General features: G+C 67.7%; 15 protein-coding genes. 7 read left to right on the top strand and 8 right to left on the bottom strand.

All coding sequences use genetic code 11. From position 1 onward, the window contains the following. Positions 1-78: 78 nt before the first annotated feature. Positions 79-1,731 carry an ABC transporter substrate-binding protein gene (locus ACEN2M_RS03315; protein WP_441646704.1) on the bottom strand — a complete coding sequence of 551 codons (1,653 nt, stop codon included), beginning with the start codon at positions 1,729-1,731 and terminating at the stop codon, positions 79-81. A 240-nt stretch (positions 1,732-1,971) separates the two neighbouring features. Between ACEN2M_RS03315 and ACEN2M_RS03310 the strand changes: the two genes are divergently transcribed. Next, a complete protein-coding gene (locus ACEN2M_RS03310; RefSeq protein WP_441646703.1) occupies positions 1,972-2,610 on the top strand; it encodes a TetR/AcrR family transcriptional regulator in 639 nt (212 codons plus the stop codon). A 163-nt stretch (positions 2,611-2,773) separates the two neighbouring features. Then, the gene (locus ACEN2M_RS03305) at positions 2,774-3,151 is read left to right on the top strand and encodes a hypothetical protein (RefSeq protein WP_441646702.1); all 378 of its coding nucleotides are present in this window, start codon (positions 2,774-2,776) and stop codon (positions 3,149-3,151) included. 177 nt (positions 3,152-3,328) lie between these two features. Here ACEN2M_RS03305 and ACEN2M_RS03300 read toward each other — a convergent pair whose 3' ends face one another. Then, positions 3,329-4,075 (bottom strand): SDR family oxidoreductase, encoded by a 747-nt coding sequence (locus ACEN2M_RS03300; protein WP_441646701.1) that lies wholly within the window; start codon positions 4,073-4,075, stop codon positions 3,329-3,331. Positions 4,076-4,176: 101 nt separating this feature from the next. Between ACEN2M_RS03300 and ACEN2M_RS03295 the strand changes: the two genes are divergently transcribed. Together ACEN2M_RS03295 and ACEN2M_RS03290 are read left to right on the top strand one after the other, a co-directional pair. After that, positions 4,177-5,046, top strand: coding sequence for a helix-turn-helix transcriptional regulator (locus ACEN2M_RS03295; RefSeq protein ID WP_441646700.1), 870 nt, complete (start codon positions 4,177-4,179; stop codon positions 5,044-5,046). A 256-nt stretch (positions 5,047-5,302) separates the two neighbouring features. Then, entirely contained in the window at positions 5,303-6,007 is a 705-nt protein-coding gene (locus tag ACEN2M_RS03290) for a DNA alkylation repair protein (protein ID WP_441646699.1), read from the top strand. A gap of 212 nt (positions 6,008-6,219) precedes the next feature. Here the strand turns inward: ACEN2M_RS03290 and ACEN2M_RS03285 are convergent, their stop codons facing one another. The 3 genes from ACEN2M_RS03285 to ACEN2M_RS03275 all read right to left on the bottom strand — a co-directional run bounded on the left by ACEN2M_RS03285 (position 6,220) and on the right by ACEN2M_RS03275 (position 9,449). Further along, on the bottom strand, positions 6,220-7,017 hold the full coding sequence (locus tag ACEN2M_RS03285; RefSeq protein WP_441646698.1) for a hypothetical protein: 798 nt from the start codon (positions 7,015-7,017) through the stop codon (positions 6,220-6,222). 169 nt (positions 7,018-7,186) lie between these two features. Continuing rightward, the gene (locus ACEN2M_RS03280) at positions 7,187-8,899 is read right to left on the bottom strand and encodes an ABC1 kinase family protein (RefSeq protein ID WP_441646697.1); all 1,713 of its coding nucleotides are present in this window, start codon (positions 8,897-8,899) and stop codon (positions 7,187-7,189) included. Between the two features lie 4 nt (positions 8,900-8,903). After that, positions 8,904-9,449 carry a PadR family transcriptional regulator gene (locus tag ACEN2M_RS03275; RefSeq protein ID WP_441646696.1) on the bottom strand — a complete coding sequence of 182 codons (546 nt, stop codon included), beginning with the start codon at positions 9,447-9,449 and terminating at the stop codon, positions 8,904-8,906. Between the two features lie 133 nt (positions 9,450-9,582). Here ACEN2M_RS03275 and ACEN2M_RS03270 point away from each other — a divergent pair, with 133 nt between their 5' ends. Both ACEN2M_RS03270 and ACEN2M_RS03265 read left to right on the top strand, forming a co-directional pair. Beyond that, complete coding sequence (locus ACEN2M_RS03270) at positions 9,583-10,206, top strand: LysE family transporter (RefSeq protein ID WP_441646695.1); 624 nt, start codon at positions 9,583-9,585, stop codon at positions 10,204-10,206. Positions 10,207-10,265: 59 nt separating this feature from the next. Then, positions 10,266-11,162 carry a methyltransferase family protein gene (locus ACEN2M_RS03265; protein WP_441646694.1) on the top strand — a complete coding sequence of 299 codons (897 nt, stop codon included), beginning with the start codon at positions 10,266-10,268 and terminating at the stop codon, positions 11,160-11,162. 125 nt (positions 11,163-11,287) lie between these two features. Here ACEN2M_RS03265 and ACEN2M_RS03260 read toward each other — a convergent pair whose 3' ends face one another. Then, positions 11,288-14,320 carry an alpha-mannosidase gene (locus ACEN2M_RS03260; RefSeq protein ID WP_441646693.1) on the bottom strand — a complete coding sequence of 1,011 codons (3,033 nt, stop codon included), beginning with the start codon at positions 14,318-14,320 and terminating at the stop codon, positions 11,288-11,290. A 206-nt stretch (positions 14,321-14,526) separates the two neighbouring features. On the opposite strand from ACEN2M_RS03260, the gene ACEN2M_RS03255 reads away from it, so the two are divergent. Continuing rightward, a complete protein-coding gene (locus ACEN2M_RS03255) occupies positions 14,527-15,420 on the top strand; it encodes a DUF808 domain-containing protein (protein WP_441646692.1) in 894 nt (297 codons plus the stop codon). 58 nt (positions 15,421-15,478) lie between these two features. On the opposite strand, the gene ACEN2M_RS03250 is transcribed toward ACEN2M_RS03255, so the two are convergent. Next, complete coding sequence (locus tag ACEN2M_RS03250) at positions 15,479-15,784, bottom strand: hypothetical protein (RefSeq protein ID WP_441646691.1); 306 nt, start codon at positions 15,782-15,784, stop codon at positions 15,479-15,481. A gap of 35 nt (positions 15,785-15,819) precedes the next feature. After that, positions 15,820-16,512, bottom strand: a complete 693-nt coding sequence (locus tag ACEN2M_RS03245) for a hypothetical protein (RefSeq protein ID WP_441646690.1) — start codon at positions 16,510-16,512, stop codon at positions 15,820-15,822. Between the last annotated feature and the right edge of the window lie 3 nt (positions 16,513-16,515).

Here is a 16,515-nt window from a genome sequence, read left to right as displayed (position 1 = left end):
GCTCTTTCATGGTGAGGGGAACGCCGGTCAGGCCACCGGGCGGGGAAGGAGTGTCCTTCCCCGCCCGGTGTCACCTGGTTACTTGGCCGCTTCGAGCTCGGTCAGGATCAGCACCGAGGTGGGCTGGGTCGGGTCCGCAGGCACGTACGGGTCGTCCTCGCCAGGCCAGCCCACATAGCTGCGGGTGTTGTAGGCGCCGATGAACGGCCGGGTTCCCACCGGCATCGACGGCACCTCGTCCACGAAGATCTTCTGCACCGTCGCCAGGGCCGCTGCCCGGGTGGCGTCGTCTGCGGCGTTCGTGTACTCGCTCAGCGCCGCGGTGGCCTCAGGGCTGTCGAAGCGGCCGAAGTTGAAGTCGGCACTCTCCCCCAGCGGCTTGAGCCAGCGGCCGTCCATGATGTCGCTGTACAGGTCGTACGGGGTGGCTCCGGTGTCGGTCCAGTGCAGGATCGCCTGGAAGTCGCCGGTCCCCTTGGCTTCCCACCAGGTGTCGGAGTCCGGGGTGTCGACAGTGGCTTCGACGCCGAGGGTCTTGGCCGCGTCGGCGATGAGGCTGATGCCGGTCACGTAGTCGTTCCAGCCCTGCGGAACCGACAGCGCGAAGCTGACCGGGGCGCCGGACGGGTCAACGAGGGCGTCGCCGCTCCAGGTGTAGCCGGCATCCTGCAGGATGGCCTTCGCCGCATCCAGATCGACCTCGTAGCTGACCCCCTCGTACTCCGGGGAGATGAACGAGTCGCCGACGGGGGTCGGCAGTCCGGTGACGGAACTGACCACCGGAACACTGCCCTCCCTGGCGATGTCGGCGTACTGCTGGCGGTCGATGACGAGGTTCATCGCCTGGCGGAACGCCACGTCGTTGAACGGCTTGGTCTGGGTGTTGACGAACATCGTGTCAACGGCCAGGCCGGCGGCGGCCCAGTAGACGTTGTGCTCGGGGTCCTTGTTCACGTACGCCGACTCGACGTTCGGGATGAAGGCCTGCGCCCAGTCCGCATCGCCGTTGGCGAGAGCCGTGGTGAGAGCGGTGTTGTCGTTGTAGGAGACGTAGTACAGGGTGGGCACGGCGAGGTCGCCGCCCCAGTAGTCGTCGCGGGCGGTGAGTTCAACGCTCTGGGTGTCGAACTGGCTCAGCACGTACGGTCCGGTGCCCACAGGTTCCAGGTTCTCGTAGGTGGCGGGGTCGTCCACGCTCTCCCAGATGTGCTGGGGAACGATCAGCTTGTGCAGCACCTTGTCTTGCTTCGAGAACATCGAGCCGGCGAAGCCGATGGTCACGCTGGATCCGTCCAGGGTCACATCGGTGATGCCCAGGGCCGCTGTGTCCAGCTCGGGGTTGTCCTTGAACATGTTGAAGGTGAACTCGATGTCAGCGGCGGTGAAGTCTTCACCGTCGTTCCAGGTCACGCCGTCGCGGGCCACCAGTGTGACCGATTTGTAGTCATCCGCCCAGGTGATCTCAGAGGCCAGCCACGGCTTGACGGCGTCGCTCGGGCTGATCAGGTTGACGATGCCCAGCGGCTCCAGGATGGCGTTGATATAGCCGAGCTTGTTCCCGGATGACTCACCGATCCACGGGTTGTTGGATTCGGTGGCGATCGCTCCATCGGGCTTGGCGATCGTCAGTGACGCACCGCTTTCCGGAGCATTGCTGTTGGCGCCCGAGCAGCCCGTGACCGCGAACGCGGCCACCAGCCCCATGGCGACCAGTGTGGATTTCACCCTCATGAATCTCTCCTTCGAGATTAGGTGTCTGGCAAACCTGCCGTGACACAGATAGCGCTATGTGAATGCAAGAACCCAGGGCACCGGGAGTCCCCCGGTAGGCAACACTTCTCGCCCTTGAGTTGGTAGCAGGTAAAACTTACCGCCTTGTCAGTAAGTATTACAAGAGCTGGTTTGGGTGCGCCGCGCAGTGCGTAGAATTCGGTACACAGACTCGAAATGACGGCATAGGTGATGACCCGGATGGTTACGGCACGACGACAGTCACACCCCCGCCCTCAGACCCTCGCCCGCCGTCGGGAGATTCTCGAAGCCGCCGCCGAGATCTTCGGCAGCAAGGGCTACACCAACGGCACGCTCTCCGACATCGCCGAGCAGGTCAACATGACCCATCCGGGCATCCTGCACCACTTCGGGTCGAAGGATCAGCTGCTCATGGAGGTGCTGCGGTTTCGCGATGAGACCGACGTGCAGAACCTGGCCGGGCAGCATATCCCCGACGGCATCGAGTTCTTCCGCCACCTGGTCACCACGGCCTTCACCAACGCCCAGCGCGCAGGCATCGTGCAGGCCTTCGTCGTGCTGTCGGCCGAATCTGTCACCGACGACCATCCCGCCCGCGAGTTCTTCATGGACCGGTACCGCACCCTCCGCGCCGAGGCCCGGCACGCCTTCGAGGTGATGTGCGCGGAGCGCGGCCAGGTGCCGCCGGAGACCGTCGCGTTGGCGTCGTCCGCGATTCTCGCGGTGATGGACGGGCTCCAGGTTCAATGGCTGCTCGAACCCAGCGAGGTGCAACTGGCCAAGGCCAGCGAGTTCGCGATCGAGGCCATCGTCGCCTCGGTGCTCGAGCCGCGTGCCTCGATTCTCGCGCAGGACTGAGTTCCACCGAGCTCGGCGGCACCTCGAAAAAAGGAAGAAGCGACCTAAACAGGACGCAATCGGGCGCAGCATCCTTTTCTGCGGCCGTTGTCCTTCCAACCCGACCAGAAGACGTGAGCCTGCCCGGCTATCCGGAAAGCATGAACCCGCGTACGGTCGCTCCATGGCGAACCTCATCGAGAAACTAGCGGAATCGGTGCCCTCCTGGGGCGCGAAGTTGGCGTATGGCGAGAAGAGCACGCTGGGCGGGCACGACCTGATCCCCGTCGCGCTCGTCGGCTTCGGCTTCGGCGCCGGCGAGGGCTCCAGCGAGATGCCCGAGGGAGGCCTCGGCCCGACCGGGATGGGCGTCGGCGAGGGCCGGGGCGGCGGCGGCGGCGGCTACTCGGTGCCGATCGGGGCCTACGTCGGCGGTCCGGACGGCCTGGAGTTCCGGCCCAACCTGATCGCCCTGATGGTCGTGGCCGTGCCCGTGGTCACGGCCGCCGGGCTGGCACTCGCCCAGATCATCCGGGCGCTCCGCGGCGCCGCCCCGAACTGAGCGGGCCGGCTCGGCCAGAACCAGCTCCGCGCACATTGACCCCGTCGAACAAAGCTCTCCGGCGGCCCGGAGCCGACGACGGCGGCATCGTGGCGTTCACCGCGCCCCGTGTCGGCGACCGCTACCGCTAGAGCGGGCGCGCTCGCCCGTAGGAGGTGCAGTGAGCGGCCTGCCCTACTAGGCGGCCGGGTTCAGCGCCGCGACGGCGGCGGCGTAGCGACCTTCGACCTCCGCGAACCGCAGGAACTTCACCGTGTCAACGAGGATCTCCCGGGCGCCGGGCTGGGCTGCCAGCAGGGCCATGACCTCGTCGGCGAAGGCGTCCAGCGGCATGAAGTGCTCGTCGGCCGAGTTGCCCGGCATGAGTTCGGTCTGCACGGCCGGCGGCACCAGCTCGATGACCTGCACGGAGGTGCCGGCCAGCTGCATCCGGACTGACTCGCTGTACTGGTGGATGAACGCTTTCGTGCCGTTGTAGGTCGGGGTGAAGGCCAGCGGGGTGAAGGCGAGCCCGGATGACACCGTCATCAGGGTGGCGGCGGGGCGGGTCTGCAGGTGCTCGATGAAGGCGGCGACCAGCCGGAGTGGTCCGTTGATGTTGGTCTCCACGATGCGTTCGGCTTCGGCCAGGAAGCCGGCCCCGCGCACATCCTCGGCGTTCATCACCCCGGCCATGGCGATGAGCACGTTCAACTCGCTGTGTTCGGTCAGAACCTGGTCGCGGGCGGCCAGAACCGAGGCAGGGTCGGTGGTGTCGATGGTCACGGTGAAGAGGCCGTGTGCGGTGGCGAGGCGCTGCAACACGTCGGTGCGGCGTCCGCCGATCACGACTGTGTTGCCGGCGGCCTGCAGTCTGAGGGCCAGGGCGAGTCCGATGCCCGACGTGGCGCCGGGGATGAAAATGGTGTTTCCGGTGATGTTCATGCCTCGAGTGTGCAGGGCGGCAAACGGATGCGGGAGAGGAGCCGTTGTCGTAGGACTGTCGGTCCCTGGAGAGCGGAGCGTCGGTGGCGCATGATGGAGGCATGGACCAACCTGCCCTCGCCGATTTTCTCCGCTCCCGCCGGAGCGGGCTCCGCCCGGAGGACGTCGGCCTCGCGGCCGGACCGCGCCGCTTGGTGCCCGGGTTGCGCCGCGAAGAGGTTGCCGCGCTGGCCGGGATGTCCGCGGATTACTACGTGCGAATGGAACAGGCCCGCAGCCCGCAACCCTCCGAGCAGATGCTGGCGGCCCTGGTCAGGGCGCTGCGCCTGAGCAACGACGAGCGCGACTACCTCTACCGCCTCGCCGGCCACAATGTGCCCGCGCGCACCCCGCTCGACACCCATGTCGCCCCCTCCCTGATGCGGGTCTTCGACCGGCTGGAGGAGACCCCCGCGCTGATCCTTTCCAGCCTCGGCGAGACCCTGGCACAGAACTGGCTGGGCGCGGCGCTTCTCGGCGACCACTCCAGCTATAGCGGCCTGGCTCGCAGCAGCGTCTACCGGTGGTTCACCGACCCCGCCGATCGCGAGATCTACCCGCAGGCCGATCGGGCGCGGCACAGCCGGGCCCAGGTGGCCGGCCTCCGCGCGGCCTACGGAGCGGCGGGCCAGAACTCCCGTGCGGGTGCCCTGGTGCGGGAACTGGGCAAGGTGAGCGCCGAGTTCACCGAGATTTGGGAGCTGCAGGATGTGGCCACCCGCTTCGAGGATCACAAGACGTTGATCCATCCGGAACTGGGGTCGATCGAACTCGACTGCCAGACGCTCTTCACCGAGGACCAGGGCCAGGCACTGCTCATCCTCACCGCGGAGCCGCGGAGCGAGGCCGCCGAGAAGGTGGCGCTCCTGGCCGTGCTCGGGCACCAGCGGTTCGCGCCGGCACCCCTGACCCACGGGCGGGTCGCCGACTAGGGGCTTCTTGCAGGCTCGTCGGTGCTCGCTGTGCATGGTCTGGGCGAACGGCCGTGTCGAAACCGCGTCAGCGCGTGTACCGTCGCCGCCAACGGGAGACTCGGTCGAGTCGTGAGATAAGAGCGGAAGCACAGGGTTTCAGGCGGCTTTGTCCGAGTTGCGCCAAGCAGACCGCGACTGGTCCCACCCGCCGCCGAGTGTCTCGTTGCTACCTCGTCGTAGGCTGGATCCCATACCTGAGGGACGGGAGGCCACGATGGCCCAGACACTACTGGCCGGCACCACGGTTGCCGAGGTCATGGCCGAGTTGGCCGAGCTGGAGAACCCCAAGTTCCGCGCGGTGAACACCAACCACGGCGACGACCACGGCGTGAACCTCAGCCAGCTGCGCGCCGTCGCCAAACGGTTGAAGACCCAGCAGGAACTGGCCCGCGAGCTCTGGCAGACCGGAGACACCGCGGCACGGCTGCTGGCGATCCTGATCTGCCGCCCGAAGGCCTTTGAGCGTGCCGAGCTTGACGCCATGCTGCGGGACGCCGGCACCCCCAAGGTGCAGGACTGGCTGGTGAACTACGTGGTGAAGAAGAACCCGCACGTCGAGGTGCTCAGGGTGGCTTGGTTCGCCGATGCCGACCCCGTGGTCGCCAGCGCCGGTTGGGCGCTGACCACCGACCGCGTGGCGAAATCCCCCGAGGGCCTCGACCTGGCCGGGTTGCTCGACCTCATCGAGGCCGACCTGAAGGATGCGCCCGCGCGCCTGCAGTGGGCGATGAACCACTGCCTCGCCCAGATCGGCATCGAGCACGCCGAGCATCGCGCTCGCGCCCTGGCCATCGGCGAGCGCCTGGAGGTGCTCAAGGACTATCCGACTCCCCCGGGCTGCACCTCACCGTTCGCGCCGATCTGGATCACCGAGATAGTGAGCCGCCGGCAGCCCGAGGCCGCATCCTCGTCGCGGTAGTCGAAGTACACCTTCGGCAGGGGTGCCTCATAGGTTTGGGGCATCCCGTGGATTTCCTCGGTCATGGCGACTAAGCACTTGCCGTAGGGGTCGTCCCGACGCCGCAATCGACTTCAGTGACGTACGTTCGTGATGAGCTACCTGGGCAAGCTCCAGTTCGGTGACTGGACCTGTATACAGCAGCGGCAACAAGGGCGACAGACCGAGAAGTACTACGGCACCATGGTGGGCTGAGGGCGGGTCGGCAGACCGGCCAACGGAATCAGTTCCTGGATCCAGGCCTGGTACTGGCGGATCGTCTCGGCGTAGTCCTCCGTCACCCGGTCAAGGTCGCTCTGCGCGGGAACACCCACCGAGCCCACCGCCACCAGGTTGCGCCAGGATTCGAGCAGGAGCACGACCTGGTCGGACAGCGGCCAGCCTCGGGCGAGGTGGTCGTTCGCTCCGGGCACGGCCACCATCACCGGCGCCCAATCGGCCATCGCGGTCTGCAACCGCCGCCGGGCCGCCGAGGTGGTGCGGAACATGTGCTGCGCAAAGTCAGGCTGCCCGCACAGGGCGGTGAGGTTCGCCATCGTCTTCTCACGGCTGACCGCGTCATCCCACACCCCGCTCTTGGGCGCGAAATCGGGCTGGATCGACAGGGCCTGAAGGTTGGCGAGGTTCTGCCTGTGGTGCTCGGGGGTGAAACCCGGGATGCCGGCGGCGTAGAGGTCGGCGCCCACGACCGGGGCGAGCAGCATCCGTCCCACGTCGTTCACGGTCTGCGCGAGGCTCCGAAAGGCCACCTTCGACATGCCGTCGTAGCGGAGCCGGTCACGCGCATCGGCGCGTCGCTTGCTCCACGAGTTCACGAGGCCGGCCGTGACCAGCGCCCCGACCACGCCGTACAGGGCGTCCCTGGAGTTGCCGAAGCTTGCCGTCGCGTCGCGCAGCCAGGGCAGGTCGAAAAGAGCCGGGCTCAACAGCAGCAGGATGGCCGCCACCAGAAACCAGGTTTCCAGCCGCACGGCCCTCGTTTTCGCTGCCCTTTTCTCCCCCACAGGCCCACTCATTTCTGATCAGTTCTCGTCAGGTCACGCCCCACCCAGCGTGGACACTCGCAGCCTACCGGTGCGGAGGTCTCCCCTCCTCGCGGCCCGATGCGCCGGTTGCTGCGCCGGTTGAGGCGCAGCAAGCTCAGACGATGCGGCGGCCCCCCACCAGCGCGTGCAGCAGCGGCAGGGCCGACCCGATCATCAGCACTGCGCCGAGCACCGGGTCGTCGGGGCGGAGCACCGCGCCCGCGATGAGCAGGCCGCCGAACAGGAGTGCAGACACCACACGTCCCGCGGTGTGCTCCAGCCGGGCGAGCCGTCGTTCCAGGGTCGGGGTCGCCACCTCCACCTTGCCGTTCTCGATGCGGGTGACGAGGCCGTCCAGCCGCTTGGGCAGGCGCCAGGCGAGACCGGCGAGCTCCAGCGCCTGCTTGCCGAGGTCCTGCGCCACGTTGCCGCCCTCCTCGCGGATCAGCTGCGACGCGTAGGGCTCCACGGAGTCCCAGAGGTTGAAGGCGGGGTTGAGCGAACTGCACACCCCGGAGGTGAGTGACATTGCCCGGATGATGAGCAGGAAGTTCTCCGGCAGCTGGAACGGCAGGGCCCGCACCACGTCGCCGAACTGGATGGCGAAGTCGCGGAACTCCCGCGGATCCACCTCGCGCAGCTCGGCGAAGCCCATGCCGCCGAACCGCGCGAAGAGCTGCGTCATCGCGCGCTCCAACTCGCTCGTTTCGGCCGAGGGCAGCAGCACCCCCAGGTCGCGGGCGGCGTTGACCATGCCGGTGCCGTCGCGTGATGCGGCCGCGATGAGCATTTTGCGGAGGCCCGCGCGGGTGGTCGGCGGCACCTCCCCCATCATGCCGAAGTCGATGAAGGTGAGTTTCCAGCCGCGCCCGCTGGGGTCATTCGGCACCGGGGTCACGAAGATGTTGCCCGGGTGCGGGTCGGCGTGGAAGAACCCGGTGCTGAACAACTGATCGAACATCACCGCGGCGAAGACCGGGGCCACGTCGGCCGGGTCGATGCCGGCGAGGGTCAGCGCCTCCGTGTCGGTGATCTTGATCGCCGTCACGTCCTCGAGGGTGAGCACCCGTTTGGTGGTGCGCTCCCAGACCACGGCGGGCACGCTCACCCTGTCGTCCTCGTCGAACTCCTCGGCGAAGCGCACCGAGCTGGCGGCCTCGTGCAGGTAGTCGATCTCCTCGAGGCTGGTCGACGCGAACTCCTCCACCAGCGCCGGCGCATCCACCCGGTCGGAGACCAGGCGAACGTGGCTGAGCCAGCCGCCCACCTTGCGCAGTGCGGCCAGGTCCACGTCGACGATCGCGTCGATGCCCGGCCGTTGCACCTTGATCACCACACCGCTCAGCCCGGTGTCGGCGGCATCGAGCGGGCCGAGCCGCGCTCGATGCGCCTGACCGAGGGAGGCCGCGGCCACCGGGGTCTCGTCGACCCAGGTGAACGCCCGCTCCAACGGCATGCCCAGCTCGGCCTCGGCGAGCACCCGGATCTGCGCGAACGGCACCGGGGGTACCTCGTCTTGCAGCCCCTCGAGTTCGGAGGTGATCTCGGGCGGCAGTACATCCAGGCGCGACGACAGGAACTGGCCGACCTTGATCATCAGGCCGCCCAGATCTACGGCGAGCACGTGGAAGCGCTGCGCGAAGCGGGTCATCCGCTTCGCCCGGGTGCGTTCTGCGAGCCTGGCGAGCCCGACCCGCGGCAGGAGCAGTTCGAAGAACCAGGTCACGGCCAGATTCCAGCCGGCGAAACGCAGGATGCGGCGGTAGCGCGCGCGGGTGTCCCCAGCGCCGGGATTCACGCTCGGTGAATCCCGGCGAACCGATGGCACCGGGTCAGTCCTGGGCGAGGATTGAGTAAATCCGGCGACGGGCTTCGTCGATCGCCGCCACGGCCTGCTGGATCTGTTCGGGGCTGCCGGTGCGGCCCACCTGCGCGGCCGCCTGGGCGAGTTCGATTCCGGCCTTGGGCAGCGCCGTGAACTTGGGGTCGTCGGCCCCGTCGGCCGGCGCCCACGGCGACGAGGCGCCGGAGCCGGCGACGTCTGCGCGGCCCGCGTCGGTGAGGGAGTAGGTCTTGCGGCCGTTGGACTCCTCGGCGCTGATCAGCCCCTCGTCGGCGAGAAGCTGCAACGTCGGGTAGACCGAGCCGGCGCTGGGCTTCCAGCTGCCGCCGCTGCGTTCCTCGATCTCGTGGATGATCTGGTAGCCGTGCATCGGCTGCTCGGCGAGTAGTGCGAGCACTGCCTGGCGCACGTCGCCGCGGCCCATGCGGGTGCCCACGCGCTTCTCGAACTTCGAGCGCAGCTGGTCCATCGCCTGCCACATGCCTTCAACCGGGTTGCCGACGCCGAACCCGCCGGTGGGGAATGAATTGCCCATGATGACCTCCTGATCAGAATCGCTAACGATACTCAACGATATAGTCCGGTGCGGCCAATCGGAAGGGATCCAGGCGTGCGGGGCTTGCGCTCCCAGCGAACTGGCATCAACGTCACGAAACTAGGATGGTCGGATGCAGTTCTCCCTGTGGGTGGCCCTGGTCGGCGCGGGCACCTTGATCAGTTTCACGCCGGGAGCCGGGGCCATCAACACGATGAGCAACGCGCTGAACGCGGGCTTTCTTCGTTCGATCTGGGGCATCCTCGGTCAGCAGGCCGCGTTGCTCATCCACATCGTCATCGTGGCGCTCGGGGTCGGCCTGCTCGTGGCCGGTTCGCCGGTCGCGTTCAACGTTATTCGCTACGCGGGTGCCGCCTACCTCGTGTATCTGGGCATCCGGCAGTTTCTCGCCAAGCCCCAGCTCGATGCGGAAAAGGTCAGGGCCCTGAGCGATGAGCCGCGCTGGTCGATGTTCCAACGCGGGCTGTGGGTGAACATGCTCAACCCCAAGGCGATTGTGTTCTTCCTGGCGTTCCTGCCCCAGTTCATCCGACCGGACCGGCCGCTGGTGGCCCAGTACCTCGTGGTCGCCGCCACCGTTGTTGTGATCGACATCCTGGTGATGTGGTTCTTCTTCGCCGGCACTGCCCGCTCCTTTCAGCGGTTCACCCGGGATGCCCGGGGCCAACGGGCGCTGAACCGCGTCTTCGGCGTGCTCTTCGTGGCCGTCGGAGTGCTGCTCGCGGTCATCCACTGAGGCGTGCCCGCACCGACGGCGCGCACGACCAGCTTCCGCCCCGCCGTTAGGGTGAGCACATGCGATGGGGACGAACGTATTTCGGCGTGCAGGCGCTCGCCGGTGCCCTGTGGTGGGTCGCCGTGTTCACCGCTCCGATCGTGCGGGAGATCACCCTCGGCAGCCTTAACCCGGTCGCCGTTGCGGCCTTCGACATCCCGCTGTTTGTCGGGGGCTCGGTGCTGGCGGCGCTCGGGGTCAAGGCTGCCGCGGTCGTGAGCACCTGCTGGACCGGCGTCGTGGCTACCGGGTTGGCCGGGTATGCCACGGTCACCGCCGAGGCCGGCTGGGGTGTGGTGGCCATGGTTGCGGCCACGGTGGGCTCGGTTTTCGCGCTGTGCCTGGTGCTGCTCGGGCGGATCCCCACCGACTGGCTGGTTCGGGGTCCGTTCGCCTTTCGCCCTGCCGCCGCCCGGCCGACCGCGGCGACGCACGTGGTGTCGACCTTCGGGCAGATCATTGTGTTCTGGGGCCTGTTCCTCGTCGTCATCCCGCTCGTCGCCAGGTTCCTCGAGCAGCGCTGGGCGATCGCGCTCCCGGTGCCGGCATTCGTCGGCCCTGTCGGGGTGGCGGTGCTCGTGTTGGCGAGCGCGCTGGGTATCTGGTCGGCCGTCGTGATGTCCACGCTCGGGAACGGCACGCCGTTGCCGTCGGCCATGGCCACCAGCCTGGTCATCGCCGGCCCGTACCGCTGGGTACGCAACCCGATGGCGGTCGCCGGCATCGTGCAGGGCATCGCGGTCGGCCTCATCCTGTCGTCCTGGGTCGTTGTCGTCTACGCGATCGCCGGTTCGCTGGTCTGGAACTACGCCATCAGGCCGCACGAAGAGGCCGACCTCGAGCGGCGCTTCGGCGACCAGTTTCGCCGGTACCGCGACACCGTGTGGTGCTGGGTTCCTCGGCTGCCGACGGCGTAACATCCGGTTAGTCGATAACCTGCGGTACTCCGCTCGGGATCGCCGACGGCGCACAGACAGCAAATCGCTCCCGAGAATTCTCGGGGAGCGATTTGCTGTCTTAGTAGCTCAGCTCGGCTCCCTGACTAGGAGGCGACCGAGACCCTCAGGGTCACGATCTGGAAGGCTCGAACGCTCAGCCGCACCCCGTTGTCCGCCGCTCCCGTGACCGCGACGGGCTCAACAGTGCGCTCGAGGATGTCAGTCTCCACGATCTGCCCGACCGGGAAGCCGAACTGCACCGAACCCGTGGCCCGGGCACCGCGTGCCTCGTACAGCCGCACGATCACGTCGCCCGAGCGGTCCTCGGCCAGTTTCACTGCCTCGACCACGATCGACGCGCACGTGCTCGTCACCACGGGTTCCACGGCTGCGCCCGACACCTCGCGGAGCGGCAGATTGACGCGATAGCCCTGCTCGGCGGCCCCGATCACGTCGGGGGTGATGCCGATCGAGGTGCGCAACACGTGCACGCCCTGGTCGGCGCTGGGGTCGGGGAAGGTCGGAGCGCGAAGCAGCGATTCCCGCACCGTGGTGGTGGTTCCCCCACCGGCACGGGTGCGCCGACCGATGTCGTGGCCGTAGGTGGAGTCGTTGGCCACCGCCAGCCCGAAGCCCGGCTCCCCCACGAACACCCATCGGTGGGCGCAGGTCTCGAAGCGGGCGGCATCCCACGAGGTGTTCACATGGGTGGGCCGGTAGATGTGGCCGAACTGAATCTCGGATGCCGCGCGGTCGGCGTGCACATCCAGCGGGAAGGCCAGCTTGAGCAGCTTCTGCCGCTCGTGCCAATCCACCCGCGTCACGATGTCCAGCGTCGCCTGATCGCCCAGCAAGGTGAGGTCCTGCGCCACGGTCGACGACCCGAAGGTGCGGGTGACCCGCACCGTCGCCCTGCCGGGTTCCTGCGACACGAGGTCCACCGAGTCGGCTTCGAGCAGTTCCACGCCGGTGCGCTGGTAGTGCTCGTCGAGGTCCCAGGCGTCCCACTGGGTGGGGGTGTCCCGGAACAGCTGCAGCACGTTGCCCGGTTCGCCGGCCGGAACCGCCTCGCGTCCCGTGCTCAGATCCACCAGTGACACGAGCAACCCTCTGGCGTCGATGACCACCCGCACGGCCGAGTTCTCGAGCACGAATCCGCCGTCGCGCGCCTCGACCCGCAGCGTCGCCGGTGCGGTGCGCGGCGCCGCCGACAGCGCGGCAACGCCCGACACGGCAAACGGTGAGGCGTTGAAGGCCACCAGCTCACCGGCATCCGGCCCCGCCAGCGCGGCGAGCGCCTGGGCAATCACGTCCTCGAGCTCCACGCGCACCGCCGCATAGGTTTGCTCGGCGACCTGGTGCACCCAGGCGATGGAGCTGCCGGGCAGGATGTCGTGGAACTGGTTGAGCAGCACGGTCTGCCAGGCGGCCTCGATGCGCTCGTGCGGGTAGTCCGCTCCGGTGCGGAGGGTGGCCGCGGTCGCCCACAACTCGGCCTCGCGTAGCAGGTGCTCGCTGCGCCGGTTGCCGGACTTGGTCTTCGCCTGCGACGTGTAGGTGCCGCGGTGGAACTCGAGGTACAGCTCACCCGACCAGACCGGCGGGTTCGGATAGGAGCCCTCGGCCTCCTCGAAGAACGCCCGCGGGGAGGCGATCCGCACGCTGGGCGAGCCCTCCAGCGATTCGGTGCGCTTGGCGGCAGCGAGCATCTCGCGGGTCGGTCCTCCCCCGCCATCGCCGTACCCGAAGGGCACCAGCGACACGTTCGACGCTCCCTTCTCGGAGTACTGGCGTTGGGCACGGGCCAGCTCCTCGCCGGAGAGCAGGGAGTTGTAGGTATCCACCGGCGGGAAGTGGGTGAACACCCGGGTGCCGTCGATGCCCTCCCAGTTGAAGGTGTGGTGGGGCATGGTGTTGGTTTCGTTCCAACTGATCTTCTGGGTCAAAAAGTACTTGGAGCCGGCCGCCGCGACGATCTGGGGGAAGGCGGCGGTGTAACCGAACGAGTCGGGCAGCCACACCTCCAGGGGTTCCACCCCGAACTCGCGCATGAAGAACGACTTTCCGGCCAACAGCTGCCGGGCCAGCGCCTCACCGCCGGGCATGTTGGTGTCAGATTCCACCCACATCCCGCCGACCGGCACGAACCGGCCCTCGATCGCGCGCTCGCGGATGCGCGCGAACAGTTGCGGGTAGTGCTCCTTCATCCAGGCGTACTGCTGCGCGGACGAGCAGGCGAAGATGAAGTTCGGGTCTTCGTCCATGAGCTGCAGCACGTTCGAGAAGGTGCGGGCGCACTTGCGCACGGTCTCCCGCACCGGCCACAGCCAGGCCGAGTCGATGTGCGCGTGACCGACGGCCACAATGCGGTGGGCGCTGGCGTACGCCGGCAGGGCCAGAATCGGCGCGAGGATGGCGCGGCCCAGGTGCGCGGTTCCGCTGACGTCGTCGGGGTCCATCGCGTCGGTCACCGCTTCGAGCGCGCGCATGATCTCGGCGGTGCGGGGCAGGTCGGCGCTCAGTTCCTCCATCAGCCCCAGCAGAGTCCAGATGTCCCGGTCCAGTTGCCAGACCGCAGTGTCCAGCAGGGCCACGTCCATGCGGCGCAGCCGGTAGATCGGCTCGGTTCCGGCGGTGGCCTTGTCGCCCACCGGGGTGGGCAGGAAGGTCCAGTCGCTGCCGACGTCGGGGTTGGAGGCGGCCTCCACGTAGACGTCGACGACGCCACCTGGCCCGACCTCGAGGGGCACGTAGTTGTTGAACGGCTCAACGGCCTTCAGGATGCGTCCCTCGGGGTTGTATACGAGACCTTCAGCCTGGAATCCGGCCTGGCCGGAGAGAAAACCGAGGTCGACGAGGATCTCGGTGCGGGTCTCGAGCTGGCCGAACCGCGACCAGTCTTCGGGTACGACGCCGGTCACATGGAACCAGGTGGTGCCCCAGGGCTTGCCCCACGGCGACCCGATGGCGAACGGGGTGAATTCCTGGCCGAGCGCCTCGGCGAACGGCACCGGTTCGTCAGGAACCTCCCACGCCGAAATCGTCAGCGGGCTGGAGGTGCGATAGAGCGCGGGGGTCACGCGTTCGCTGACGAATCGACGGATGCGGGCCCGGATGAGGGTGGTGTTGTCGTGCACGGTGGTGCTCCTTGCGTGTGGGGTCAGCCCTCGATGGCACCGGCCATGGCCGATGAACCACCGAGAACACGGGACGCTCAAAGTCGCGGGATCGACCCACCCGGTCCCGGGCACGCACAGCCCCGCACAGACCCTGGTGGGCTGTACTGTAGACCCCATTGCCGTCGCCACGAGACCAGGACGACGACCCACCCGAGGAGAACCACATGTCGGTCGGCCTACTCGCCGTTGTCGATGACATCCTGACCGCCGCCCTCAAGGCGAGCGCCAAGACCGCCGGGGTCGTCATCGACGACGCCGCGGTCACCCCGCAGTACGTGCAGGGCCTGACACCGGCCCGCGAGCTGCACGTGGTCTGGCGCATCGCGTTGGGCAGTCTGTTCAACAAGTTCGTCATCATCATCCCGCTCGCCCTGCTCCTCTCGGCGTTCGCGCCCGTGGTGCTGCCGTTTCTGCTGATTCTCGGCGGCACCTATCTGTGCTTCGAGGGCGCCGAGAAGGTCACCGAGTGGTTCGGCGTGCATCACGCCGCCGCCGACACCGAGGTGCGCGACGAGGGCAAACTGATCTTCGGCGCGATTCGCACCGACCTCATCCTCAGCACCGAGATCATGCTCATCGCCTTGGCCAGCCTCGATCCCGACTTCGGCATCTGGATGACGCTCGGCGCGCTGGTCGTGATCGGCCTCGGCATGACGCTGCTCGTCTACGGTGCGGTGGCCCTGTTGGTGAAAATCGACGACATCGGGCTGTCGATGATGAAGAACTCCGCCCGGCAGGTTCGCCGCACCGGCGCGCGCATTGTGGCCGCCATGCCCACGGTCTTCAAGGTGATCAGCGTGATCGGCACCGTCGCGATGCTCTGGGTGGGTGGTCACCTGGTGATCACGAACCTGGCCGAGACCTTCTGGCACGGCCCCTACGACGTTCTGCACGCCGTGACGCACGCTGTCGAAGGCGCCGGACCGGTTGTCGTGTGGATCACCGACACAGCGATGTCGGCAGTGTTCGGGATTGTGCTGGGCCTGATCGTTGTCGGGATCGTTCTCGGCATCTCGCGCCTACTCAAGCGCAACCAGCCGGAGACCGTCGCGCACTGACCGAGCCGGCTTCGCGGCTAGGCAGGCGCCGCAGAGGCCGACGCAGCATTCACAGACGTCAATGCCACCCGGTCGCGGTCAGCATTCGCGCGACGACCACCGGGGCGCCGTTCATGCGTGCGGACAACGCCTCGGCCTGACCCACCGCATGGCCGATCGAGAAGTCCAGCCCTACCCTCAAGTGGCTGAAGACGGTGCCCTCGGTGACGGCGCTGCACACCTCTTCTCGCAACTCCGGGGCCGGGTGCCAACGCTGGCGCCACAGGCGCACGAGCTTGCCGTCGGCAATCACCGCGCGCTTCTCGAACAGATACACCCATTCGGTCTTGTCTTTGATGGACAGGATGGCCGGTGCAGTCGTCATCCACCCAGTCAACAGCATCCGCCGGCTCGACGCTGCTAACCGGGTCTGCGTGCTGGTGCCACCGCCGTCGGTCGAGCCATGAGCCTGATGCCGAAGGCGATCACCCAGGCCCAGAATACGAAGTACGGCACGGTCCAGGTGAAGCCCTCCCAGGCGAAGCGCACGGCGATGAGGGCCACCCCGGCCACGATCGGCCACCAGCCCCACCACCGAGCCAACGCACGACCGCTGATCAGTGCCCAGCCTGCCGCAATGGCGAAGCTGCCGAGCGCGAGCCACGCATTGGCGAAGCCCAGGTTGCCGAGGTCGAAGGCGAAAACCGCCACGCCCGAATCGAGTTCGTCCCCGCGGTTGAACGCGGCATCCCAGCTGGCATCGATCACGCCGTAGGCGGCGACGAGCACGGCGGAGACCAGCGCCACCGTCGAGCGCCACGTGGGCTCACCCTCGGCCCGGCGCAGCAGGGTGGTCAGTGCTGCCGCGAACCAGAGGAAGGCCAGCATGCCGACCGCCGCAGTGGCCGAAGCGGCGCTAACCCACGCCGTGTCGCCATTTTGGAAAAACTCGGCGGCTTCCTCCCGGCTTGCGTCGAAGCCCGGCTCCCCCAGGGTGGAGATCGCGGTGATGGGTACGAAGATCAGGAGGGTGGCGAGGATGCCCGCGATGCCGGTCACCCGTTCGAGTTCGCGCCATTTGTCCCTCTTGCGCACCCCGCTGTCGCCGGTCATGGT

The sequence above is a fragment of the Cryobacterium sp. W22_MBD10_FK3 genome, from assembly GCF_052113745.1.
Classification (GTDB): Bacteria; Actinomycetota; Actinomycetes; order Actinomycetales; family Microbacteriaceae; genus Cryobacterium.
This window is presented reverse-complemented; position numbering and strand designations above follow the sequence as displayed.

Excerpts from the sequence above, each read along its gene's own strand:
- ACEN2M_RS03315 (WP_441646704.1), bottom strand. The coding sequence starts at position 1,731 with ATGAGGGTGAAATCCACACTGGTCGCCATGGGGCTGGTGGCCGCGTTC.
- ACEN2M_RS03290 (WP_441646699.1), top strand. The coding sequence starts at position 5,303 with ATGGCCCAGACACTACTGGCCGGCACCACGGTTGCCGAGGTCATGGCC.
- ACEN2M_RS03310 (WP_441646703.1), top strand. The coding sequence starts at position 1,972 with ATGGTTACGGCACGACGACAGTCACACCCCCGCCCTCAGACCCTCGCC.
- ACEN2M_RS03305 (WP_441646702.1), top strand. The coding sequence starts at position 2,774 with ATGGCGAACCTCATCGAGAAACTAGCGGAATCGGTGCCCTCCTGGGGC.
- ACEN2M_RS03265 (WP_441646694.1), top strand. The coding sequence starts at position 10,266 with ATGCGATGGGGACGAACGTATTTCGGCGTGCAGGCGCTCGCCGGTGCC.
- ACEN2M_RS03250 (WP_441646691.1), bottom strand. The coding sequence starts at position 15,784 with ATGACGACTGCACCGGCCATCCTGTCCATCAAAGACAAGACCGAATGG.
- ACEN2M_RS03295 (WP_441646700.1), top strand. The coding sequence starts at position 4,177 with ATGGACCAACCTGCCCTCGCCGATTTTCTCCGCTCCCGCCGGAGCGGG.
- ACEN2M_RS03300 (WP_441646701.1), bottom strand. The coding sequence starts at position 4,075 with ATGAACATCACCGGAAACACCATTTTCATCCCCGGCGCCACGTCGGGC.
- ACEN2M_RS03275 (WP_441646696.1), bottom strand. The coding sequence starts at position 9,449 with ATGGGCAATTCATTCCCCACCGGCGGGTTCGGCGTCGGCAACCCGGTT.
- ACEN2M_RS03245 (WP_441646690.1), bottom strand. The coding sequence starts at position 16,512 with ATGACCGGCGACAGCGGGGTGCGCAAGAGGGACAAATGGCGCGAACTC.
- ACEN2M_RS03255 (WP_441646692.1), top strand. The coding sequence starts at position 14,527 with ATGTCGGTCGGCCTACTCGCCGTTGTCGATGACATCCTGACCGCCGCC.
- ACEN2M_RS03270 (WP_441646695.1), top strand. The coding sequence starts at position 9,583 with ATGCAGTTCTCCCTGTGGGTGGCCCTGGTCGGCGCGGGCACCTTGATC.